Source organism: Maribacter vaceletii (assembly GCF_003634105.1).
Taxonomy (GTDB): domain Bacteria; phylum Bacteroidota; class Bacteroidia; order Flavobacteriales; family Flavobacteriaceae; genus Maribacter_B; species Maribacter_B vaceletii.
In genome coordinates, this window is the sequence record NZ_RBIQ01000008.1 from 201,057 (window position 1) to 224,290 (window position 23,234).

29 protein-coding genes are annotated in these 23,234 nt (G+C 30.2%); 24 read left to right on the top strand and 5 right to left on the bottom strand.

Features of this window, described 5'->3' with window-relative positions; genetic code table 11:
- Positions 1–109 precede the first annotated feature (109 nt).
- A complete protein-coding gene (locus CLV91_RS08390) occupies positions 110–973 on the bottom strand; it encodes a sigma-70 family RNA polymerase sigma factor (RefSeq protein ID WP_121066335.1) in 864 nt (287 codons plus the stop codon).
- A gap of 171 nt (positions 974–1,144) precedes the next feature.
- On the opposite strand from CLV91_RS08390, the gene CLV91_RS08395 reads away from it, so the two are divergent.
- The 13 genes from CLV91_RS08395 (at position 1,145) to CLV91_RS08450 (ending at position 10,717) form a co-directional block, all read left to right on the top strand.
- A complete protein-coding gene (locus CLV91_RS08395; protein ID WP_121066338.1) occupies positions 1,145–1,654 on the top strand; it encodes a DUF6155 family protein in 510 nt (169 codons plus the stop codon).
- Positions 1,655–1,795: 141 nt separating this feature from the next.
- The gene (locus tag CLV91_RS08400; protein WP_394340492.1) at positions 1,796–3,313 is read left to right on the top strand and encodes a DEAD/DEAH box helicase; all 1,518 of its coding nucleotides are present in this window, start codon (positions 1,796–1,798) and stop codon (positions 3,311–3,313) included.
- A gap of 6 nt (positions 3,314–3,319) precedes the next feature.
- Positions 3,320–4,558, top strand: coding sequence for a glycosyltransferase family 4 protein (locus CLV91_RS08405; RefSeq protein WP_121066344.1), 1,239 nt, complete (start codon positions 3,320–3,322; stop codon positions 4,556–4,558).
- 40 nt (positions 4,559–4,598) lie between these two features.
- Complete coding sequence (locus CLV91_RS08410) at positions 4,599–4,964, top strand: VOC family protein (protein ID WP_121066347.1); 366 nt, start codon at positions 4,599–4,601, stop codon at positions 4,962–4,964.
- Between the two features lie 35 nt (positions 4,965–4,999).
- The gene (locus CLV91_RS08415; protein WP_121066350.1) at positions 5,000–5,839 is read left to right on the top strand and encodes a 1,4-dihydroxy-2-naphthoyl-CoA synthase; all 840 of its coding nucleotides are present in this window, start codon (positions 5,000–5,002) and stop codon (positions 5,837–5,839) included.
- Positions 5,840–5,994: 155 nt separating this feature from the next.
- Positions 5,995–6,168 (top strand): hypothetical protein, encoded by a 174-nt coding sequence (locus tag CLV91_RS16985; RefSeq protein WP_245987159.1) that lies wholly within the window; start codon positions 5,995–5,997, stop codon positions 6,166–6,168.
- Between the two features lie 9 nt (positions 6,169–6,177).
- Positions 6,178–6,579, top strand: coding sequence for an ASCH domain-containing protein (locus CLV91_RS16990; RefSeq protein ID WP_262697342.1), 402 nt, complete (start codon positions 6,178–6,180; stop codon positions 6,577–6,579).
- A gap of 88 nt (positions 6,580–6,667) precedes the next feature.
- Positions 6,668–7,123, top strand: coding sequence for a DinB family protein (locus CLV91_RS08425; protein WP_121066353.1), 456 nt, complete (start codon positions 6,668–6,670; stop codon positions 7,121–7,123).
- A gap of 18 nt (positions 7,124–7,141) precedes the next feature.
- On the top strand, positions 7,142–7,705 hold the full coding sequence (locus CLV91_RS08430; RefSeq protein WP_121066356.1) for a Crp/Fnr family transcriptional regulator: 564 nt from the start codon (positions 7,142–7,144) through the stop codon (positions 7,703–7,705).
- Between the two features lie 113 nt (positions 7,706–7,818).
- Positions 7,819–8,016: a tautomerase family protein gene (locus tag CLV91_RS08435; RefSeq protein ID WP_121066359.1), complete on the top strand. Its 198-nt coding sequence runs from the start codon at positions 7,819–7,821 to the stop codon at positions 8,014–8,016.
- A gap of 3 nt (positions 8,017–8,019) precedes the next feature.
- Positions 8,020–8,763, top strand: coding sequence for an SDR family NAD(P)-dependent oxidoreductase (locus CLV91_RS08440; protein WP_121066362.1), 744 nt, complete (start codon positions 8,020–8,022; stop codon positions 8,761–8,763).
- Positions 8,764–8,773: 10 nt separating this feature from the next.
- The gene (locus CLV91_RS08445) at positions 8,774–9,142 is read left to right on the top strand and encodes a nuclear transport factor 2 family protein (RefSeq protein ID WP_121067851.1); all 369 of its coding nucleotides are present in this window, start codon (positions 8,774–8,776) and stop codon (positions 9,140–9,142) included.
- A 435-nt stretch (positions 9,143–9,577) separates the two neighbouring features.
- Entirely contained in the window at positions 9,578–10,717 is a 1,140-nt protein-coding gene (locus CLV91_RS08450) for an FAD-dependent monooxygenase (protein ID WP_121066365.1), read from the top strand.
- Between the two features lie 63 nt (positions 10,718–10,780).
- Here the strand turns inward: CLV91_RS08450 and CLV91_RS08455 are convergent, their stop codons facing one another.
- On the bottom strand, positions 10,781–11,380 hold the full coding sequence (locus CLV91_RS08455; RefSeq protein WP_121066368.1) for a hypothetical protein: 600 nt from the start codon (positions 11,378–11,380) through the stop codon (positions 10,781–10,783).
- Between the two features lie 210 nt (positions 11,381–11,590).
- Here CLV91_RS08455 and CLV91_RS08460 point away from each other — a divergent pair, with 210 nt between their 5' ends.
- From CLV91_RS08460 to CLV91_RS08495, 8 genes are all read left to right on the top strand, one after another.
- Positions 11,591–11,953 (top strand): DUF2200 domain-containing protein, encoded by a 363-nt coding sequence (locus CLV91_RS08460; protein WP_121066371.1) that lies wholly within the window; start codon positions 11,591–11,593, stop codon positions 11,951–11,953.
- A gap of 84 nt (positions 11,954–12,037) precedes the next feature.
- Complete coding sequence (locus tag CLV91_RS08465) at positions 12,038–12,919, top strand: AraC family transcriptional regulator (RefSeq protein WP_121066374.1); 882 nt, start codon at positions 12,038–12,040, stop codon at positions 12,917–12,919.
- Positions 12,920–13,020: 101 nt separating this feature from the next.
- Positions 13,021–14,484, top strand: coding sequence for a nuclear transport factor 2 family protein (locus tag CLV91_RS16995; protein WP_245987161.1), 1,464 nt, complete (start codon positions 13,021–13,023; stop codon positions 14,482–14,484).
- A 103-nt stretch (positions 14,485–14,587) separates the two neighbouring features.
- On the top strand, positions 14,588–15,337 hold the full coding sequence (locus tag CLV91_RS08475) for a hypothetical protein (protein ID WP_121066377.1): 750 nt from the start codon (positions 14,588–14,590) through the stop codon (positions 15,335–15,337).
- A gap of 59 nt (positions 15,338–15,396) precedes the next feature.
- Positions 15,397–16,026, top strand: coding sequence for an O-methyltransferase (locus CLV91_RS08480; protein ID WP_121066380.1), 630 nt, complete (start codon positions 15,397–15,399; stop codon positions 16,024–16,026).
- A 5-nt stretch (positions 16,027–16,031) separates the two neighbouring features.
- Complete coding sequence (locus CLV91_RS08485; protein WP_121066383.1) at positions 16,032–16,229, top strand: hypothetical protein; 198 nt, start codon at positions 16,032–16,034, stop codon at positions 16,227–16,229.
- A 1-nt stretch (position 16,230) separates the two neighbouring features.
- Positions 16,231–16,860, top strand: a complete 630-nt coding sequence (locus tag CLV91_RS08490; RefSeq protein ID WP_121066386.1) for a ferric reductase — start codon at positions 16,231–16,233, stop codon at positions 16,858–16,860.
- Positions 16,861–16,870: 10 nt separating this feature from the next.
- The gene (locus tag CLV91_RS08495; protein WP_121066389.1) at positions 16,871–17,719 is read left to right on the top strand and encodes an SDR family oxidoreductase; all 849 of its coding nucleotides are present in this window, start codon (positions 16,871–16,873) and stop codon (positions 17,717–17,719) included.
- A 244-nt stretch (positions 17,720–17,963) separates the two neighbouring features.
- On the opposite strand, the gene CLV91_RS08500 is transcribed toward CLV91_RS08495, so the two are convergent.
- Positions 17,964–19,298, bottom strand: a complete 1,335-nt coding sequence (locus CLV91_RS08500; protein WP_245987162.1) for a serine hydrolase domain-containing protein — start codon at positions 19,296–19,298, stop codon at positions 17,964–17,966.
- Between the two features lie 65 nt (positions 19,299–19,363).
- On the opposite strand from CLV91_RS08500, the gene CLV91_RS08505 reads away from it, so the two are divergent.
- Genes CLV91_RS08505 through CLV91_RS08515 form a run of 3 tightly spaced genes read left to right on the top strand, consistent with a single transcriptional unit; the run spans position 19,364 to position 21,930 of the window.
- Positions 19,364–19,798, top strand: a complete 435-nt coding sequence (locus CLV91_RS08505) for a 3D domain-containing protein (protein ID WP_121066395.1) — start codon at positions 19,364–19,366, stop codon at positions 19,796–19,798.
- The gene (locus CLV91_RS08510; protein ID WP_121066398.1) at positions 19,798–20,454 is read left to right on the top strand and encodes a peptidoglycan recognition protein family protein; all 657 of its coding nucleotides are present in this window, start codon (positions 19,798–19,800) and stop codon (positions 20,452–20,454) included. Before CLV91_RS08505 ends, CLV91_RS08510 begins: the two co-directional genes overlap by 1 nt.
- A 6-nt stretch (positions 20,455–20,460) precedes the next feature.
- Entirely contained in the window at positions 20,461–21,930 is a 1,470-nt protein-coding gene (locus tag CLV91_RS08515; protein WP_121066401.1) for a M14 family metallopeptidase, read from the top strand.
- A gap of 7 nt (positions 21,931–21,937) precedes the next feature.
- Here CLV91_RS08515 and CLV91_RS16845 read toward each other — a convergent pair whose 3' ends face one another.
- Positions 21,938–22,105: a hypothetical protein gene (locus CLV91_RS16845; RefSeq protein WP_170146725.1), complete on the bottom strand. Its 168-nt coding sequence runs from the start codon at positions 22,103–22,105 to the stop codon at positions 21,938–21,940.
- A gap of 165 nt (positions 22,106–22,270) precedes the next feature.
- The gene (locus CLV91_RS08520; protein ID WP_121066404.1) at positions 22,271–23,101 is read right to left on the bottom strand and encodes an OmpA/MotB family protein; all 831 of its coding nucleotides are present in this window, start codon (positions 23,099–23,101) and stop codon (positions 22,271–22,273) included.
- Positions 23,102–23,234 lie beyond the last annotated feature (133 nt).

The window sequence follows — 23,234 nt, forward strand, 5'->3', positions numbered from 1 at the left end:
AAATTCTAGTAGATTATAATATTAATAAACTTACCTACTCTTAATAAAGGGTTTCAAAAAAATATACAAAAAGACCGCTAATAGTAGCGGTCTTTTTTGTTTTTAAATATTAACCTAAATAGGTTTTTAATAGCTTACTTCTGGAGTTGTGGCGTAGTTTACGAATTGCCTTTTCTCGTATTTGGCGAACACGTTCTCTAGTTAAATCAAAAGTTTGGCCTATCTCTGCTAATGTCATAGAATGTTGGTCTCCAATACCGTAATATAATTTAACCACATCTGCTTCTCTTGGAGAAAGAGTGTCTAAAGCTCTATTAATTTCGGTATTTAAAGATTGTTGTAATAATATCATATCCGGTCTTGGTGATTCACCTGCACGTAATACATCATATAAATTAGAATCTTCTCCCTCACGTAATGGGGCGTCCATGGAAACATGTCTACCTGTATTTTTCATAGATTGTTTCACTTCAGAAACAGTCATTTCTAACTCGGTAGCAATTTCTTCTGGAGAAGGAGGTCTTTCATGCGATTGTTCTAAATAAGAAAAAGCTTTTTTAATTTTATTAATAGAGCCAATTTTATTTAAAGGTAAACGTACTACTCTAGACTGTTCTGCTAATGCTTGTAATATAGACTGTCTTATCCACCATACGGCATAGGAAATAAATTTAAATCCTCTGGTCTCATCAAAACGTTTTGCGGCTTTTACAAGTCCTACATTTCCTTCATTTATTAAATCTGGTAATTTTAAACCTTGATTTTGGTATTGCTTTGCTACAGAAACAACAAACCTTAAGTTCGCATTTGTTAATTTTTCTAATGCTGCTTGGTCTCCTGTACGTATTAATTGGGCTAATTCTACTTCTTCACTTGCACTTATTAAATCAATCTTACTAATATCTTGCAAGTATTTATCTAATGATTTGGATTCACGATTAGTTACCTGCTTGATAATTTTTAGTTGCCTCATATATTCGTGTGTTTTTAGTTCTTGTACAAGAACTCATAATACATTTTTATTATCTCTTTTCCAAACAGATGCATACTTAGTTATACATATTTTATTACAAACTTTGTAAATCTCTGTAAGAAATCTAATAAATTAACAGAGTTGTTCTATTTTTGAAATTATTATAGAAAAATGAGTAAAAGAGCCCTAACTGCCTATTTAAAGGATTTAAAAAAGAAAGAATTAGAAGAACAATTGGTAGACTTATACCAGCGGTTTCCTTTAGTGAAAGAATATTACGATTTTGTATTTAATCCTAAAGAAGATAAGTTAGTACAGGAGGCAAAAACTAAAATTGCAAACGAGTATTTTCCTGTAAAAAGAAAAAGACCCAAAGCGCGTAGGTCTGTAGCTCAAAAATATATTAAGCATTTTATAAAACTAGGTGTAGCTCCTTCTTTAATTGTAGATGTAATGCTTTTTAATTTAGAAATAGCACAATCTTTTTCTTTAGAAAAAAATGTACCCGATTCTTTTTACAAAAGTATGTTAAACTCTTTTAAAGAAGCTTTGCAGTATGCTGCCTTACATGGTTTTGTAACCGAAAATAAAGAACGTATTGTAAAAATATATACGCTTACGCAAGAAAATAATTGGACCTTTTCCGAAGATTTCTCTAAAGCATTAGACCTTGTAGACTAGAACTTTATCTCACTAATATTGTTTATAAATTATAACACAATTAAAAAAAATCTTCATTTTACAGGTATTTTTTCTTTTACCTACAAAAAACTTATAGTTTTGTAAGATTAGCATTTTACAATCTCAAACAAAACTACTAGCATACCTTTGGAGTATAAAAAGCATACAAAAGAGAAAAATCTCTACGATTATCAAATAGAAGATTTAAATACCATTTTTGAGCATTTAAAGAATTCTAAGGATAACGAAAACCTGCTTTACCAATTACCTACGGGTGGCGGTAAAACCGTTGTATTTTCAGAAATTACCAAAAGGTACATTAATGAAATTAAGAAGAAAGTAGTAGTTCTTACCCATAGAATAGAACTTAGCGTACAAACTTCTTCTATGTTAGATGGGTTTGGGGTTAAGAACAAAATTATTAACAGCGAGGTTAAAGAGGTCATGGACCAAGACAATATAAGTTGTTATGTTGCTATGGTAGAAACCTTAAATAATCGCTTACAGGAAGAGAAAGTAAAAATTAGTAATATTGGCTTGGTTATTATAGATGAAGCCCACTACAATTCTTTCCGTAAATTATTTAAGTATTTTGATGATGCTATCATATTAGGAGTTACTGCTACACCATTAAGTTCTAATATAAAGTTACCAATGAAAGATAACTACAGTAAACTTATTGTAGGTGAGTCTATATCTTCCTTAATTTCTAAAAACTTCCTGGCAAAAGCAAATGTTTATAATTACGATGTTAGTCTACAAAACTTAAAACTTGGTATTAATGGCGACTATACAGTAAAATCTTCGGATGAATTATATGGGAATCAAAGCATGCTTACCAAGCTTTTAAATGGCTATACAGAGGTTGCTAAAGGTACTAAAACGCTTATTTTTAATAATGGTATTAATACCTCTATTTATGTGTATGAAACCTTTAAAAAGGCAGGGTATAATATTAGACACTTAGATAATAAGAATAATGCCACGGAGCGTAAAGAAATACTAGAATGGTTTTCTAAAACACCAGATGCTATTTTAACATCGGTAAGTATCTTAACCACTGGTTTTGATGAACCTACGGTAGAAACTATAATGCTAAATAGAGCCACTAGGTCGCTTACTTTGTATTTTCAAATGATAGGGCGTGGTTCTCGTGTATTGCCCAATAAGAAAGAGTTTACGGTAATAGATTTTGGGAACAATGTTGCTCGTTTTGGTATGTGGAGTGCACCTATAGATTGGCAAGAGATATTTCATTTTCCAGATTTCTTTTTGGAAAATATTAAGAACGATGAGGATATAGAAAGAGAATTTGTCTACGAAATGCCAAAATCTATAAAAGCAATGTTCTCCAAATCTAAAAATATAGAGTTTGATATTAAGGAAGAATACAAAAAAGTATTTGCTCAAGGCCTTAAATCTAAAATAGTATTAGAAAAAAGTATAGAACAACACGCTACTATTTGTGTTGAAAATGCAGAAGATGTTTTTGACGCTAGAATACTCGCCAAGCAACTAAAGGAAGAAATTAGTTTTAGAGTAAAACAATACTCATATTGTATTATGAACAATACAAAAAACTACAAAGAATGGTTAGAGGAAGATTATGAGCGCAAGCTACGTTCAAATATTTCTAAAAAGTTTGCCGCAAAAATGTAAGCCAATATGAAGGCATTAAACATTTTAATTATTGGGTTTGTATGGCCAGAGCCAACTACTACAGCTGCAGGCCAAAGAATGTTAGAGTTAATCCATTTTTTCTTAAAACAAGATTGTAACATTACTTTTGCAAGTACCGCAAAGAAGAATACATTTTCTTATCCACTAGACTCTTTAGGAGTTGCTCAAAAAGAAATTTCACTTAACGATTCAGGTTTTGATTTGTATTTATCTGATAACAAGAAAGATATAGTAATTTTTGACCGCTATTTAACCGAAGAACAATTTGGTTGGCGTGTGGCAGAAAACAACCCAGAAGCACTTCGTATTTTAGATACCGAAGATTTACATTCGTTACGTAATACAAGAGAAAATGCTTTTAAAAAAGGAGTGCCGTTTACCATAGAAAATTGGAAAAATAATTCCGTTACCAAAAGAGAAATTGCAAGTATATATAGATCCGATGTTTCTTTAATAATATCTTCCTATGAAATGCAATTATTAACAAAGGAGCTAAACATAAATAATAGTTTATTACACCATTTGCCTTTTTTACTCAAAGCTAAAAAGGTAAAGAAAATTCCTTTTGAAGAAAGAGAAGAATTTATTTGTATTGGTAATGGTAATCATGCACCAAATAAAGATGCGGTTATTTGGCTAAAAAAAGAAATATGGCCACTTATTCGTAAGCAATTACCAGAAGCTATGATTTCTATTTATGGCGGACACTTACCAGAACAAATTCTGCAAATGCATAATCCTAATCAGGGTTTTTTAGTAAAAGGGTGGGCGCCAAGCGCTATAGAGGTTATGAGAAAAGCAAGAGTAAATTTAGCACCATTACGTTTTGGAGCAGGTTTAAAAGGCAAACTTATAACTGCATTACAAGCAAATACCCCGAGTGTAACTACGGCAATAGGAGCAGAGGGGTTTAGTACAAAACATCTAGAATTAAATGGTACAATTGCCGAAACTGCAAAAACCATTGCCGCAGCTGCAGTTGAATTATATTCTTCTAAAGAAGCATGGAATAAGGCACAAGAAAAGGGAGAAAAGCTTTTAAAAAAATTATCTAACAAGGAAAAAACCGAAAAAGAATTTTTTAAAAAAATAGAGGAAACTATACAGAATTTACAGGAACACAGAAGCTCTAATTTTATAGGAGCAATGCTACAACAACACACTATGGCAAGCACAAAATATATGTCTAAGTGGATAGAAGCTAAAAATAAAAAAATAGAATAGTATCTTTAGTTCTTAATTTGATACTCTAAAACTAAAGAATATGAATAATCCGGTACAATGGTTAGAAATTGCTGCAACTAATATAGAAAGAGCAAAAGACTTTTACACAAGTGTTTTTAAGTTAGAATTTCAATTTATAGAAATGCCAGATAGTAAAATGTATATGTTTGGGGATCCAACAAAAGCAGGTTCTTCGGGTTGTTTGGTACAATCTAAAGAAAATATCCCAAGTACAAATGGTACTATTGTTTATTTCTCTTGTGAAGATGTTGCTACAGAGGCTGCTTTGGTAGAAAAAGCAGGTGGTAAACTAATTGTTCCTAAAACCGATATTGGAGAATTTGGTTTTTTTGCGCAGTGTATAGATACCGAAGGTAACAGAATAGGATTACACTCTAATAGTTAAAAAAATAAGCATAAAACTAAGATATATAATTACCCATGAATACACCAGATTGGAAAGTAGCCAAAGAATTTGAAGATATTACCTATAAAAAAAGCAACGGCGTAGCACGTATAGCTTTTAACAGACCTAATGTGCGTAATGCTTTTAGACCCAAAACAACCAGTGAACTTTTAGAAGCCTTTCATGATGCACAAGAAGATACAAGCATAGGTGTTGTTTTACTTAGTGCAGAAGGACCATCTACAAAAGATGGCGTGTATAGTTTTTGTAGTGGAGGTGATCAAAAAGCACGCGGGCACCAAGGCTATGTTGGTAAAGATGGGTACCATAGATTAAATATTTTAGATGTACAGCGTTTAATACGCTTTATGCCAAAAGCAGTAATTTGTGTTGTTCCAGGTTGGGCTGTTGGTGGAGGCCATAGTTTGCATGTGGTTTGCGATATGACTTTAGCAAGTAAAGAACATGCTATTTTTAAACAGACCGATGCCGATGTTACTAGTTTTGATGGTGGTTACGGTTCTGCATACCTAGCAAAAATGGTAGGCCAAAAAAAGGCAAGAGAAATTTTCTTTTTAGGAAGAAACTATTCTGCACAAGAGGCCCTTGAAATGGGAATGGTAAACGCTGTAGTTCCGCATGCAGAATTAGAGTCTACTGCATACCAATGGGCACAAGAAATTTTAGAAAAATCGCCAACCTCTATAAAAATGCTAAAATTTGCAATGAATTTAACCGATGATGGTATGGTTGGCCAACAAGTATTTGCGGGAGAAGCTACACGTTTAGCATATATGACCGAAGAAGCTAAAGAGGGGAGAGATGCATTTTTAGAAAAGCGTAAGCCTAATTTTGAGAAAAAATGGCTGCCATAACTTTTTTATAAAACCTCCATTAAAATAGAGGTAAAACCCCTCATTTCAAGGGTTTTTAAACGCTTCTTTTTTGTTATTTTTAACTTATTTTAAAGGAAACAAAATATAAGGAATTCTCGATATAACGAGTTTTGCCATTAATACTGAAATAATCCATGAAATATTTAGCCCTCATTTTATTTTTGATTTTTATTGGTTGTAAAAACGAGCCGAAAACCAAAACTGAAACTCAAGCGGAAACGACAATAGAAATGGAAACGGAAAATGGGATTGATAAATCAGTCTCTGAAATGTGGAACAACTATATTGAATCAAATCCTGAATTTTAAGATGAAGAAATTCCAGAATCTGATTTTTTTCATAATAATAGAGAAGATGCTAATCGACTTGCGGAATTAGCTCTGAATGGAAAAAAGAAAGCTTCTTCAGGATTATATAGTTTGTATCAACAATATGAGGTTGATTTACCCAAAGTTGGGACGAAACAAATAATTACGGATTTTGACGGCAAAGCGCGAGTGATAATAGAAAATAGAAGTGTGGACACAATTCCATTCAATAAAATTTCCGCTGAGTATGCCGAATTGGATATGGGAACGGATATCGAACCGCTAGAAAAATGGAAAAAAGCGCATTGGGACTTTTTTGAGAGCTTTTTAAAAGAAAGCGGAGAGAAACCGACCAAGGAAATGCTAATTGTTTACGTAAGATTTGATACAATCTGGACGGAAAAGTACTAATGACAACAAACCCTAATCTTTAACTTGTGTAAACTATGTCTCTTTACGAACAATAAAAAAGACAAGTATAATAGCCAACAAAATAGAAATGGAATCAATATTTAAAGCTTGGAAAACAAGTAGGAATCTATACTTAGAATATTTTGAAAAATACACATTAGAACAATTAAATAAAATACCTGATGGGTTTAGCAATAATTTAATTTGGAATATTGGGCATATAATAGTTGCACAACAAGCATTGATTTACAAAGGATCCAACCTAAGTGGATACATCTCGGTAGAATTATATGGACTTTATAAGCCTGGTACAATACCTACTGGTCTTACTACAGAAACAGAAATAAAGGAACTTAAAACTTTACTAATATCACTTATTGAAAAAACGGAGGTAGATTTTTATAATGGAAAATTCAACACCTACAATGAGAGAATGACTGGAACAGGCTTTCATTTAAGCTCCCTAATGGATGCTTTTGAATTCAATAATTATCACGAAGGCCTACATTTGGGGTGTATGACGAATATTAGAAAATTTGTATAACATAATTGTATAAATGAAATGACGCATCCTCTAAGAAAACATATAGAAGAAATAATTAGTGTTACAGATGAGGAGTTTACTTTTATACTTAGTCATTTTACAACCATAAAAAAGCGTAAACACCAATATATTGTTCAAGAAGGAGAAATTGTAAATAAAGAATATTGGATAATTAAAGGTTGCTTAAAAAGTTATTTTGTAGACAATGCCGGAAAAGAGCATATTCTACAATTTGGTATGGAAAATTGGTGGATTACGGATTATGAATCTTTTGTAAACCAAACCAAATCTAAAACTTCTATAGACTGTATTGAGGATAGCGAATTGCTATATATTACTTTTGAGAATAGAGATAAACTAACCCAAAAAATGCACAAAATGGAACGTTTTTGGGCAAAAAAGAGTAAAATTGGTAGAATATCACTTCAAAATAGAATCCTTTCATTATTAAAAAATTCTACTAAAGAAAAATATGATTTACTACTGGAACAATACCCAAAACTTTTTCAGCGTGTTCCTAAAAAAATGATTGCTTCTTACCTTGGTGTTTCTAGAGAAACGCTTAGTAGGTTAAATGAATAATCTAAAAACTTCCCTTAGTGTGATGTATATCACTTTAAAGAAGTGACATACCTCCTTTCTAAAATTTAAGGTACTAACCACCTTTGTATGACTATTAATTTAATATATAAATTATGCCATACATTAATATTAAAGTTACTGATGAACAAGTAACTGATGAACAAAAAAGCCTTTTAATACAAGGTACTACACAACTTTTAGTAGATGTACTAAACAAAAACCCAAAAACAATACATATAGTTATTGATGAAGTTCCTATTAAAAATTGGGGTGTGAATGGAAAACAATATTTAGGAACAAAAAAATACTGAAAAATGAAAAATAAAACAGTAATTATTACAGGTGCATCTTCTGGTATTGGGAAAGAAATTGCAAAATACTTTATTGCTAAAGAAAGTAATGTGGTTATGAATTCTTCTAAAGAAGAAAATTTAAGAAAAACTTATGTGGAGTTTGGAGCTCCAAAAAATGCTGTTTTTTTAGCAGGAGATATTAGTAAACAAGAAACAAGTAAAAAACTGGTAGACTTAGCGTTAAAAGAGTTTAAAACTATTGATGTTTTAATTAATAACGCAGGAGTTTTTTCTCCTAAAGCCTTCTTAGAGGTAGAAGAACAAGATTTGGAACTTTACTGGAATATAAATCTTAAAGGAACTTATTTTACTACACAAGCAGTTATCCCTTCCATGATAAAGCAACAAGATGGTTCTATTATAAATATAGGAACCGTTTTAGTAGAACATGCCATAGATGGGTTTCCTGCATCCGCACCATTAACAAGTAAAGGTGCTATACATTCTCTAACAAGACAACTAGCAGCAGAATTTGGAAAAGACAATATAAGAGTTAATACCATTGCACCAGGAATTATTAGGAGTCCGCTACAAAGTAAAATAGGAATTGACGATGCCGATAGTTTGGCAGGTTTGCATTTATTAAATAGAATAGGGGAAACACAAGAGATTGCAGAAGCTGCTTATTATTTAGCAACAGCAAATTTTATAACAGGAGAAACTATTAATGTTGCTGGCGGTCATACCGTTGGGCATTCCATTTAAAAGAAAAACAATGTATAAAGAGAATATAAGACAAGTAGAAAATTTAATTACTAATTATTTTGAAGGAATTTTTTACGGAGATATAGATAAACTAGAAAAATGCTTCCATAAAAATGTGTATATATATGGGGACATTAAAGGTTTAGATTATGAAAAAAGTGCTAAAGAATACTTAGAAGGTGTTGCTAATAGAAAAAGCCCCAAAGATTTAGATGAAATTTTTAAAATGAAAATTATAGGTATAGATATTATGGGGAAAGTTGCAATGGTAAAACTACATGTTCCTATGCTTGGCTATAATTATTATGATTATTTATCCCTTGTAAAAATTAAAGAGGAGTGGAAAATTACAAACAAGATTTTTACACATATAGAATAATAACTTTTAGTAGTTAATAATAGTAGCTTAGATATATATATATCTAAGCTACTATTGCTATTAAATAGATATCTTATTAACTTAGTTTTAAATTATTCTCAAACTATTATTGTTGATTAATTAGAATCTATAAAATTGAAAAAAAACAGGAGATTTCAGTTGTATTCTATAGGAATTATAAAATTATTAAAAATGAAGTACGCTTATACTATAAGCAACTAGTCTAACAGAAACTATTATATTCTATGAAAATTCATAAAAAAAATATATCTCCAGAAAATAATTATGAAGAACTAATTTCTGGAGCAACAGAATTTGAAGTCCTTATAGAAAATCCTTGGGGCAAAAAGTAGGCTACGTTATAGATACTAATAGGTTTTTAATAGAAATATGCATACCAATTAAAACAGAATAAGTTACCAAATAAACTACATTATGAGCAAAATTTTTGACATTATTGGAGCAGGAATAGGTGGGTTAACTACTGCAATAGCATTAGAAAGAAAAGGAATTAAAACAAGAATTTTTGAACAAGCAGATGAAATAAAACAAGTAGGAGCTGGTATTATTTTAGCCAATAATGCAATGCAAGTATATGACAAATTGGGTTTAAGAAATATAATTGAAGAGAATGGAAATGCTATTTCTTCTATGAACATAACAAAGAAAAGTTTAAAACCGCTTTCTAAAATTGACTTGTCCTACTTTGAGCAAAAGCACAATACTAAAAATATTGCAATACATAGAGGAACCCTACAACAAATATTAATTAAAGAGTTAAAAACTACCAAAATATATTTAAATCATAAACTAACTAAAATAGAAAAAACCGGAAATGATTATGATTTGAAGTTTTCTAATGGAGAAAAAATAAAATCTAACTATGTTATAGGAGCAGACGGATTAAATTCTATGGTACGGAAAACTATATTCCCCAATACTAGCATTAGAAATGCAAATCAAATATGCTGGAGAGGAGTAACAGATTATGAATTGCCAAAAAAATATGGAAATGAATTAAATGAGGCTTGGGGAAAAACAGAACGTTTTGGATTTGTACAAATAGCAGAAAATAAAGTGTATTGGTATGCTTTAAAAGCATTTAAAAAAGACAAAAATGAATTCTCTATTAAAGATTTAAACGCTTATTTTAAGGACTATAATATTATTATTAAAGAGTTAGTTCAAGAAACTAAGAAAGAACATATAAATACCGCAGAGATATCAGATTTAAAACCTACGAACATTTGGCATAAAGAAAACGTTTGTTTACTAGGAGATTCTGCACATGCTACAACCCCAAATATGGGACAAGGAGCATGCCAAGCTATAGAAGATGCTTACGTGCTTTCTGAATGTATATCTAAATATGATGTAAATAAAGCTTTTTTAGAATATCAAAAAATAAGATTGCCCAAAGCACATCAAGTAGTCAAAGCCAGTTGGATGGTTGGAAAAATGGCTCATTTTTCCAACCCAGTATTAATTAGGTTACGTAATTTAATGTTACAAGTAACGCCATCATCTATTAATAAAAGGCAAAACGAGCAAATTTTTAAATTAGCTAAAATATAAATACAAACAAAAAGCTCTAAGATTAATCTTAGAGCTTTTTGTTAAAAATATAAGTAGGTGTAATTATTTACCTCCGTCTAATATATCCTGCAACTGCTTAAGTTCCTCCCACTTACCATCTTGGGCTAGTTTAGCTTGTTCTGGCCAACTACCAGGCTTGTGCATTCTGTATCTAGGTCCTGCTTCTTTTATAATGGTTTCAAGAACAGAAACAGATGTGTTACTTAGCTTTTTAAAAGTTTCTATACCATTTTCTATTAAAATAGAAGAGAGTTTAGTACCAACTCCTTCAATCTTTTTTAAATCGTCTTTTTTAACTTTTTTTACCGCTTTCTTTTTAACTGGTACTGTACTTAAATCTACAACACTATTTTCTATTCCTTCAAAAGGAGAAGATGTATAGCCATCAGCAGCACTATCATTAAACCATCCCTTATTTTCACTTAAATAACGAAACTCATAACGTTTTCCATTTTCAAGTTTTACATTTTTTACAAAGGTATTTCCTTCTTTTTTCATTTGGCTTGCACTACTATTTGTTTGCCAATCATTAAAATCTCCTAATAATAAAATAGAAGAAGAACTAGGAGCTTCATGCTCTTCAATTATAAATTTTACTGTAGTATAGGAACTATTTTTTTTAATTTCTTTTGCTAATGCCATTTTTTGTGCTATTTAATTTTTATTATAAAAGTAGTATAGAAATTATTGGTTTTTAAAAGTTTATGTTACTAAATTGTTGTCTTTAGTTCAATTTATTATGTATTAATTTAAGAGTTACAGTATAAAGTCTATGTATTTTATTGAAAGGACTTGTGTAATTTTAGGAGGTTTGTTAGATGTAAATAAAATGATATTATAAAAAACTTAATCATGACAACAACACCGGAACATGATACTCGCATTGCTACAATGACTTTTTCATCAGTTTACCCTCACTATATTGCAAAAGTGGAGAATAAAGGAAGAACAAAAGAAGAATTACACCAAGTAATTTCATGGTTAACAGGTTTTAATGGTAATAAACTCCAAGAGTTAATAACTAAAAAGGTAACTTTTAAAGTTTTTTTTGAAGAAGCAAAACTTAATGCTCATGCAGATAAGATTAAAGGTGTAATTTGTGGTTATAGAATAGAAAATATTGAAACTCCATTAACTAAACAAGTAAGGTATTTAGATAAATTAGTAGATGAATTAGCTAAAGGAAGAAAGATGGAAAAAATATTAAGAACGTAGATACTACTCGGTAAATGAGAGTACTTATTTAAGAATCTAGAATTTACTAATCAGTATAATTATTTATTTCTCTAAGTAGCTAAAATGAAAAACGAAATCCCAAAAGTATCTTTTGATGAAGAACATAAACTTCGTATTGAGGTTATGGATTTTAAACAGCTTTTAGTGAAATTAAAAAATAGCCAAATTAACCATAACCCATTTGAGCCTCACAAAATTGAATTCTATGTAATAATAATAGTAACAAAAAATACTTATACCCATTTTGTAGATTTTACCTCCTATACTTTAAAAGAAGGAAGCGCATTATTTATAGCTAAAAATCAAGTACAATACTTTACAAATGATCTAAAAAAAGCAGAAGGTATTTGTATCATTTTTGATAGTTTTTTTGAAGACAAATCATACTATCTTTCTAAAAATTTAAAATTAAACAGGTTATTTAATTACCATATTGAAACTCCTCTGTTGCATTCAAAAGAAATGGGTAAGGATACTCTTATCAATATTGCACAACAAATGTATGTAGAATACCATTTTTCTAATACGTTCGCAAAGTCCGAAATGTTAAATGCAATGTTACAAATATTACTCCTAAAAGCAGAAAGAGCTAAAGAATATCGTTCTATAAGTGGTATTAAAAATCAATGGTTAGAGACCTTTAGCTCCTTTAAGAATTTATTAGAAACAGACTATGTAAATACAAGAAATTCAAAGGAATACGCTTCTAAATTATTCATTTCATATAAATTTCTTAATGATATTGTAAAACGCCTTACTGGAAAAACCGCTAAAACTTTTATTGATGATTTTGTTACTATGGAAATTAAGCGCTATTTAATATCCACCTCATTATCTGTAAAAGAAATTAGTTATAAAACTGGTTTTGAAGAACCAGCCAATATGGTTAAATTTTTCAAGAAAAATACTAATTTCACACCTCTTAAATTTAGACAAGCAGAATAACGCTTAGTTATACTTTTACCATTTTTACTATCATTTTGATAATGCATTTACTATAGAATTGCGAGAACTTTGCAGTATTAAATAACTAAATACATTATAAAATGAAATATTTAAAACCAAGATTTTTATTCTTAATAATAGTTACATTAATTTTAAGTAGCTGTACTAGTGAAGCAAAGAATATTGAAACAGTATTAGAAGTAACTACTTTTAATTTAAAAACTACAGCCAATGCATTAGAGTTTAATAAGATTGATGCTGTAATTGAAAACAATTATACAAGTAAACAGCCTGGTTTTATAAGACGCCAAAGTGGTGTAAATGAGCAAGGAAAATATGTGGTACTTGTTTATTGGAAAAGCTTAGCAGATGCTAAAGCTTCTATGAATAAATTTATGAGTGATTCTTCAGTTACTAACTACGCTTCTATGATTGAGGGAGAAAGCATGAAAATGTCTCGTTTCACCATTAATGATGCGTTTACAGCACCTACAAGTACCTTTACAGAGTTAATGACTTTTAATACTAAAGAAGGTATTAATATTAAAGATTTTAATAAAACAAATAAAAAAGTAGAGACTAAATTTACGGTAAAACAAAAAGGATTTTTACAAAGAATTACTGGCTCTAATGAAAAAGGAGAACAAGTTGTTTTAGTTTATTGGGATACAAAAGAAAACTCAAATGCTGTAATTAATGATTTTATGAGTGCCCCAATAGCAAAAGAGTTTATGGGAATGATGGATCAATCTACAATAGATATGGTTCGTTATGAATCTCTTACTTCATTAAAAAATGTAACCCTATCCAATAAAGATAAAGTAGTTGCCTTATTAAACAGTTTTAATACAGGAGATCAGACCCCAATATCTTACATTAATCCAAAAAAATATATACAACATAATTTAGGAGTTGCAGATGGTTTAGAAGGATTTGGAGCAGTAATGCAACATGCACCAGAAGGAGGTTTTAAAGCAGAAGTTATTAGAGCTTTTCAAGATGAGGATTATGTATTTACACATACAAAATACGACTTTTTTGGCCCAAAAGCTGGTTTTGATATTTTCCGTTTTGAAGATGGTTTAATAGTAGAACATTGGGATAATTTGTTAGAAATTCAGAAACCAAATCCAAGTGGAAGAACCCAATTTGATGGTGCAACTACAATTTCTAATTTAGATAAAACAGAAGTAAATAAAGGTATAGTAAGAGGTTTTATAGAGAAAGTACTATTAAATGGTGAAATGGATAAAGTATCTTCATTTATTAACCCAGAAAAATATATACAACACAATCCGGCTGTAGCAGATGGTTTAAGTGGTTTTGGAGAAGCAATGAAATATTTTGCAGAAAATGGTTTAGTTATGGAGTATGATAAACTTCATATGGTTCTAGGGCAGGGTAATTTTGTCTTAACTGTGAGTGAAGGTAAGTTTGGTAAAGGAGAGCACACCGCTTATTATGATTTATTTAGAATTGAAGATGGTCTTATTGTGGAGCACTGGGATGTTATTGCTCCTATACCACCAAAATCTGAATGGAAAAATGAAAATGGCAAGTTTTAATTTAATTACAATATAAAATAAGGAGGTAAAAAAAACTCTTTTACCTCTTTGTTTAATTTATATTCTTCCATTTAAAAATCTATACAAACTAAAAATAACTTATATGAACTTTATTGAAGCTATTATTGCTGAAGATTACAGAAGTATTTTAACACAGTTAACTGAAAGTGCACTATTAAACTTACAAACAGTAGGGGAATCAAAAGGTAAAGCACAAGGTATTGAGTTATTAAAAAGGCAAAATGAATATCTAAAAAAAGAGATTAAAGAAATTAAAGTTTTTAGAAAATTTGAAGATGATAAACACTTGGTAATTGAATATGATATTCTTTTACAGAATACTTTTGATTTGCCACTTGTAGTAATTTTAGTTAAAGAAGGGAATAAATATAGCCAAGTAAGAACCTATCATTCTGTATATCCTATTACTGAAGGTCATGTATTTAGAGCTTCCATTTTTAGTAAAGAAATACAACTTAAAGAACCTACAGAGGTTGTAAATTATTTTAAAGGAATAAGTAAAGGCTCAACAGAAGAAACTATGCAGACTTTATCTTTTGAAGACGATGTATATTTTAGAGAACCAGCAGGTTGGCGTTGGAATCATAAAACTAAAGGCGGACTTAGAGAACATTTTAATCATTTCTTCGCAGATGGTGGTGTTCCTTTAAAATTCCATAACTATATTTTTGATACTAATGAAGCAACATTCGCAGGAGAATATACATGCGATGTTTGGGGTTCTGCAACTTTTAAACCTCAAGCAGGAATATCTATTTACGATATAAATAAAAAAACAGGAAAAATAACAGGAATTAGAGTTTATGACAATGTAGATACAAACTATGTTTAAAAATCTATTATGTATGAGACAAAATTTACACATAAACATCTATTCAAAAAAATAAATTGATGCATATTATACAAGATGAAAATATAAATGAGGTTTTGAATGAACTTTTTAAAGATGCAAAGAATGATCGTTTAAGAATGATGAAAAGCTTTGCTAAAAATCCTTTTAGAGCCATGAAACCTATAGATTTTAAAGAGGTATACCTTTCTATCTCTAAACACCAAGGAGAAGAATTAGTTTCCTTAATAAAGAAAAATAACTTAAAAAATATTGTAGAATTTGGCACTTCTTTTGGTATTTCTACACTCTTTTTAGCAGAAGGTGCTATACAAACAAAAGGTAGCATTATAACTACAGAATTAATAGAATCTAAAGCAAAAAAAGCTAAAGAAAACTTTAAAAAGGCTGGTGTAGATAACCTAATTGAAGTTAGAGAGGGTAATGCTTTAGAAACACTAAAAAGCTACAACAAACCTATAGACTTACTATTGTTAGATGGCTGGAAAGATTTGTATTTACCTTTATTTAAAATGTTGGAGCCAAATTTTCATGAAAACACAATAGTGTATGTGGATAATGCAGATATGGCAGATTCCCAAGAATTTTTAAAATCGATAAGCAAAAATAATAACTACCAATTACAATCAAAATTTGATGGTAAAGTGGTATTAATTCATGTAAAAAAATAAATTATATGAGTCAAGTAGCAGCATGCCCCACTTGTGGCGGCAAATCCAAAATAAAAGAAAAAGAAGGAGTTATTATCTATGAAGCACTCCAAGACAAAGAAGTTCTAAAAAAGGTAGGACAACTAAAAAAAGCAATGCAAATATTTAAAGACAAAGCAGAAGCCTTAGAAAAAGAGCTAGAAGAATTAAAATTAGCAAAATAGAATGGCATTTATAAAAAGAAATTATGGTTGGGTTTTAGTAACTATTTTAGCTAGTTTTCCTTTATTCATTTTATCAAATATGATTAGTGTTAGCTTTTTTAACGGATTAGCTATTACTTTAGTAGAAAATGCCACTGGAGAGGGGAGAACCACTCTTGAAATGTTATATCATGTATCTGGAGAATTTGCTATAAGATGGATGACAGCGGTACTAACATGCACACCCTTTTTTATTCTTTTTGGAGTAACTAATTTATATGTCAGACAAGCAATGGGTATTGCAACAGCAATTTGGAGTTTACTACACTTTATCATTTTTATTTTGGCAGAAGGTCTTTTAGAAACATTTACCCAAGTAAACTATGTTGCAGGTTTTATAGCAGTATTAATTTTAATTCCATTGTTGCTTACCTCTAATCGAAAATCAATGAAATGGTTAAAAACTACATGGAAAAAATTGCAAAGTTTGGCCTATGTCGCTATTTTTTTGAGCCTATTACATGTGGCCATTTTAGAAAAAACATGGGTTATATATGCCATAATTGTAGGTGTTGGTTTTATAATTAGAACCCCAAAAGTGAAAGAAAAAATATTAGCATTTCGTAAAAAAAGAAATGTAGCAAAACAATAATTCAAATAACATGAAAATAGCAGTTACATCCGCAAGTGGAAAATTAGGTGCATCTATAGTAAAACATTTAATTGCAGAAATTGGAAAAGAAAATGTTATTGGTATTGCCAGAACGGTAGAAAAAGCAAAACAATTAGGAGTTGAAGTTAGAAAAGGAGATTATAATCTTCGTGAGGATTTTAATACTGCTTTAAAAGGTATTGATACCGTATTACTTGTTTCTGGAATGGATGAACCTCAAAAAAGAATTGAACAGCATAGAAATGTCATTGAGGCTGCAAAAAACAATGGGGTAAAAAAAATAGTCTATACAAGTATTGTTGGTGATAAAAATGAAAATGCCTTTAGTCCTGTTGTTCAAAGTAACAGGCAAACAGAAAAAGATGTTCAAAACTCTGGATTAAATTGGATTATTGGTAGAAACGGGATTTATATTGAGCCAGACGTTGAATATATAGAAACGTATATAAAAGAAGGTGAAATTAGAAACTGTGCGGCAGATGGCAAATGCACATATACTAGTAGAATAGAACTAGGGTATGCGTATACCAAAATGTTACTAAATGAAAATTTAAACGGACAAGTATATAATCTTGTTGGGGAACCAATTACACAAAACCAATTAGCGGAATACATAAACCAAGCCTTTGATACAAATCTTATTTTTAATTCAGTTTCTGTAGAAGCATATGCTAAAGAAAGAAAAGAAGAATTGGGAGAATTTTTAGGCTCTGTTATTACAGGTATTTATGAAGGAATAAAGAATGGTGTAAATAACATTCCGTCCGATTTTGAAAAAGTTACAGGCCGAAAACATAAAAAGCCATTAGAATTGATAAAAGAGATAAAAGAACAATAGTGCCATCTCAAAATCATATCTATTAAAACTAAAAAGAGCCTTGTCAATTAAGACAAGGCTCTTTTACGAGAACACTATATGAAAATGAAAAAATTTACTCTTTGTTTTTTAATTACATGGTAAATATATTTCTCATTTAGTTATTCTAAAAAGTTATGTTGCCACACAAGAGAAACTTGTGGTTATCTTCTTAAAAATTGTTGTTAGCAACTTACGTAACAGGTAAGATTTTATTGTAGGAATCTTAATCTATACTTTTTGCTATTCCACTTAAAAATGTATTAATATCAAAGATAGGGTCCTGCTCTAAACCAGTGCGAACTACAACTAAATTTTTAGAAGGTATAATAAATACTCGCTGCCCTTGAAAACCATTTGCAGAATACATGTCTTTTGGAACATCAGGGAATTTACCCCCAGCATTTAACCAAAAATGAGCCCCATAGACACCGTCAGAATTTTTAGTTGGTTTTGTTATATACTTTACCCAATCTTTAGAGAATAGTTGTTTTCCATTCCAATTTCCATTATTTAAATATAACGTTCCAAACTTACCCCAATCTCTGGTTGTTGCCCAACCATAGGATGAACCTACATAATTACCTTCCATATCTGCTTCTAAAAGCATGGAGTTCATTCCAATTTTATCTATTAAAGCTTTATACGGGTAATCTAAATATTCTTGTCTTGAAGAGAATTGGTCTCTAAGAATACCAGAAAGTAGGTTGCTGGTTCCTGAAGAGTAATTCCATATTTCTGTTGGCTTTGCTATTGCTTTTTTATCTCTTTGGGCTTGTGTCATATCAGCATCTAAGTACAACATCTTAATAACATCAGATATTTTAGTATAATCTTCTTCCCATTCTAAACCACTTTGCATACGTAGTAAGTGGTTAATAGTAATATTTTTGCGTTCATCATTTTGCCATTCTGGAATAGAAGTAGAAGAGTTTATATTTATCTTACCTTCATGTTCTAATGTACCATATAATGTAGCTATAATACTTTTGGTCATAGACCAACCTAATATTGGCGTTTCTTTAGAAAAACCATCTGCATATTTTTCTGCTATAATCCTATTTTGGTGTAGCACAAGAACGGTTCTTGTTTTATGAACCTCTGGATTGCTAAAAGCAAAATCTACCGCTTTGTTTAATTGTTTATAATCTACAGAGGTAAAAATAGTATCTAGAGGTTCATTATGTCCAAAAGGATAGAGTAGCGTATCTATTACTTTATTTCTTTCCGGTTTTAATGTCATTTTAGAAGCATCAAAACTATCATTTACTAAAACACAACCCAAACCTTCTCTGTAAACAGTTTTGCGTTCCATTAGTCCAAAAACAGTAGCTGAACCAATTTTATCCTTTTCATTAAAAGTAACATCTGCCATTTTTATCAATGGCATATTGTTATCATTAGCCGTTATGGAAGCTACAGAACGCTTAGAAATAAGAGCGTTAGAGGTTAAATTTTTAGAGGCATACCCAGATATTATATTCAGTTTTGGGTAATTTACATATATAGCAATTCCAATTATGATAATTAAGGCGAGTAAAATTCTCTTTATTATTTTCAAAAGTGTAGTTTTAGTTATTATCGTAAATTTAAAAAAAGAAATGATACTAATAAGCATCTTCTAATATGTCTTTTTATTCTAAAATAACAGGTTTAAGTATTTTCATCTTCTTAGTAATTAGTTGTAAAAAAGCACCTAATAAAGAGGAATATATATGGAAGCCTTTTGAGGTTACTGCTACCGCATATAATTCTTTAGCATCGCAAACCTCTAGTACGCCTAATATTACAGCATGGGGAGATACTTTAGTACCTGGAATGAAATGTGTTGCAGTTTCTAGAAACTTAATTTCGCTAGGCATTACACATAACACACAAATAAAGATAGAAGGTTTAGAGGGCGTTTATATTGTAAATGATAAAATGAATAAAAAATGGCGTAACAGAATTGATATTTATATGGGAGTAGATGTTGTAAAGGCTAAAGAGTGGGGAAAAAGGAAAAAGAAAATTTACTATCGTGTTAAAAAAGATTCTTTAAATACTAAATCAAAACAGTAATGAGGCGGCTTATTTTTATTTATTGTTTTTTTCTTTTTTCATGTTCGTCCACTATTAAAATCATAGATAAACCAATAGTTTTTGATGCAGAAAGAAAAAAACTAACTTTAGAATATTTAGAAAATAGATATGGGGTAGTACAAAAAGAGCCTAAAATTACCCCCAAAATAATAGTTTTGCATTGGACAGTGTTTTCTACTTTAGAAGCATCTTTTAATGCTTTTGAACCTTCTAAACTTCCTAATTGGAGACCAGATATTAAAAATGTAAGTGGTCTTAATGTTTCTTCACAGTTTATGGTAGACCGTAACGGAACTATTTATAGACTTATGCATGAAACCACCATGGCAAGGCATGTAATTGGCTTAAACCATTGTGCCATTGGAATTGAAAATGTTGGTGGTGGTAAAGAACTACCATTAACTAAGGAACAGTTACAAGCAAATATAGATTTGATACATTATTTAAAAGAGAAATATCCAGATATAGATTTTCTTATAGGTCATTATGAATATACTAAGTTTGAAGGAACTCCACTCTGGTTAGAAAAAAATGCCAATTACCGAACTAAAAAAACAGATCCAGGTACTTTTTTTATGAAAAACATACGTGAGGCTACCCAAAATCTGGAGTTTAAAGAAATCCCTAATTTTTAATTTTATATGAAAAATTACATACTACCATTGCTTTTAAGTTTACTATCCGCTGTAACTTTTAGCCAAGAAAATGATATAACAGCCTCTTTGTATACTACATATGAAACCTATAAAGAAAAAATTTTAGCAAAGCGAAGAATAAAACAGGAAGACCTACAACCATTACTAACACATTATAAAAACGTTTCTGGTTTTACGGTCTCCAAAGTAGGTACATCTATTGCTGGTAGAGATTTATCTTTAGTAAGTTTAGGAACAGGGAAAACACAAGTGTTTTTATGGTCCCAAATGCATGGCGATGAACCAACGGCAACACAAGCAATTTTTGATATTTTAAAATTTTTGGAAAGCCCTGATTTTAATGATGAAAAAGATGCTATTCTAACTAATTTAACACTACATTTTCTTCCAATGCTAAATCCAGACGGAGCAGCATTGTACCAGCGTAGAAATTTATTAGGAATAGATATTAATAGAGATGCGCTGCGATTGCAATCTCCAGAAGGTAAAACATTAAAACGAGTTAGGGACAGTCTTAAAGCAGATTTTGGATTTAATCTACATGACCAAAGCATTTATTACAATGCAGAAAGAACCAGAAAGCCAGCTACCATCTCTTATTTAGCACCAGCATATAATTATGAAAAAGATGTAAATGAGGTTCGTGCAAATGCCATGAAGGTTATTGTTTTTATGAATAGTATAATTCAAAAATACGCTCCAGGACAGGTAGCCAAATATAATGATGATTTTGAACCAAGAGCTTTTGGAGATAACATTCAAAAATGGGGGACAAGTACTATTTTAATAGAATCTGGGGGTTATAATAATGATATAGAAAAGCAAGAAATTAGAAAGCTTAACTATGTCTCCATCCTTTCTGCCATATATAGTATAGCTACCCAAAACTTTAAAAATTTAGACATTACGGATTATGAAAAAATTCCAGAAAACGATAGAAAACTATTCGATTTAAAAATAGAAGGAGCAAAGTACATTTTAAATAATAAAGCGTATAAAATAGATGTTGGCATAAATCGCTTAGAAGTAAATACAGAAGATTACTCCGATTTTTGGTATAGTAGTAGAATACTAGATCAAGGAGATTTATCTACCTATTATGGGTATGAAACTTTTAATGCAGCAGGATATACTTTAAAACAAGGAAAAGTGTATCCAAAACAAATAGCTACAATTAAAGAGGCATCTCACTTAAATTTTATTTCTCTTTTAAAAGAAGGGTATACACATCTTAGAATTTCTAAAATACCATACAAACAGCTTTCTTCTCCATTCCCTTTACATATTATAGGTTCTAAATTTATAATTTCAGATAAGTTATTTTTACAACCCGGTGTAAATCCTACTTTTCTTCTAGAGAAAAATGGTAAAAATAAATATGCTGTAATTAATGGTTTTTTAATTAATCTAGAAAATGGGGAGGGAGCTTTTAAAAATGCTATGATTTATAGATAATGATTAGTTAGTAACTAAATCGTATAGGGCTATCTATTCCATAAATAAGAAGCGCTGTATACATACCAATAATAAGTAGCAATACTACAGTAAATACTACTAGTATAATACTTCGTACTAGATTAGGGAAAAGACTTAATGCTGTTTTTTCAAAAATATCGTTTAGTACATCCATAATCTTTCATTTTAGAATTTTTTATTTTGTTTTTAGGATGTAGGTAGTTGTAGTTGTTTGGCTTCTCTATAATATAACAATTTATAAGATAAAAACCCTACCAATAGTATTAAAAAATAAAGGGGAAGCATTTGCTTCCCCTTAGAAATAAAGTATATAAACTTTTTATAAATTATTCTCTGCATCTAATAAAGCAAAGAATTTATCTAAATTAGGAAGAATAACAATTTTGGTTCTTCTGTTTTTAGCTCTATTATCTCTAGTATCATTTTCTACTAAAGGTAAATAAGAACTTCTACCAGATGCAATTAATTTTGCAGGATCTACATTGTACTTGTTTTGAAGTATACGAACTACAGAAGTTGCTCTTTTTACACTTAAATCCCAGTTATCTTTGAACATTGCAGTATTAATGCTTCTAGCATCTGTATGGCCTTCTACCATAACTTCCATACTAGATTCAGAATTAATAACTTCTGCTAACTTTGCTAAAACAGTATTTGCTTTACTACTTACTCTGTAGCTACCACTGTTAAAAAGTAATTTATCAGAAATATTAATCATAACTACTGTTTTGTCAATATTTACATCTACATCACCTTCTTCATCAGAAATAGATTTTTTTAATTTGTAAGAAATTGCAAGGTTCATAGAATCTTGTAAAGTCTTAGCACCTGCCAATTTAGCTGGGTCTACATTTTTTAACGTAGCTCTCATTTTCTTTTTAGTGTTGTTGCTCATAACAGCAATACCATCAACACTTGTCATTTGGCTATCGTTTATTTCTTTTAAAGAGCTAATTTTATTGTTATACTCTGTAACTCTAGCTTCAATTTTAGCCATTTTAGACTCTAATTCTTCTTTTTCTACTTGTGTTTTAGATAAAACACTTTTAGTGCTAGATAAATCGTTCTCTAAAGCAACATATTTCTTTTTAGAAACACATGAAGTTAATAATGCAACAGATAACGTACTTGTAATTAATAATTTTTTCATCTTCTTTTAAAAAATAGGTTTCCATATCTACGGTATTTTTTAGGATAAAGATGTTTTTAATCGATGTTTATTGCTAACCTATACTGTAAGCAACTGTTAAACAGTAATTTAATTTATATTTTTTTTGATAAGT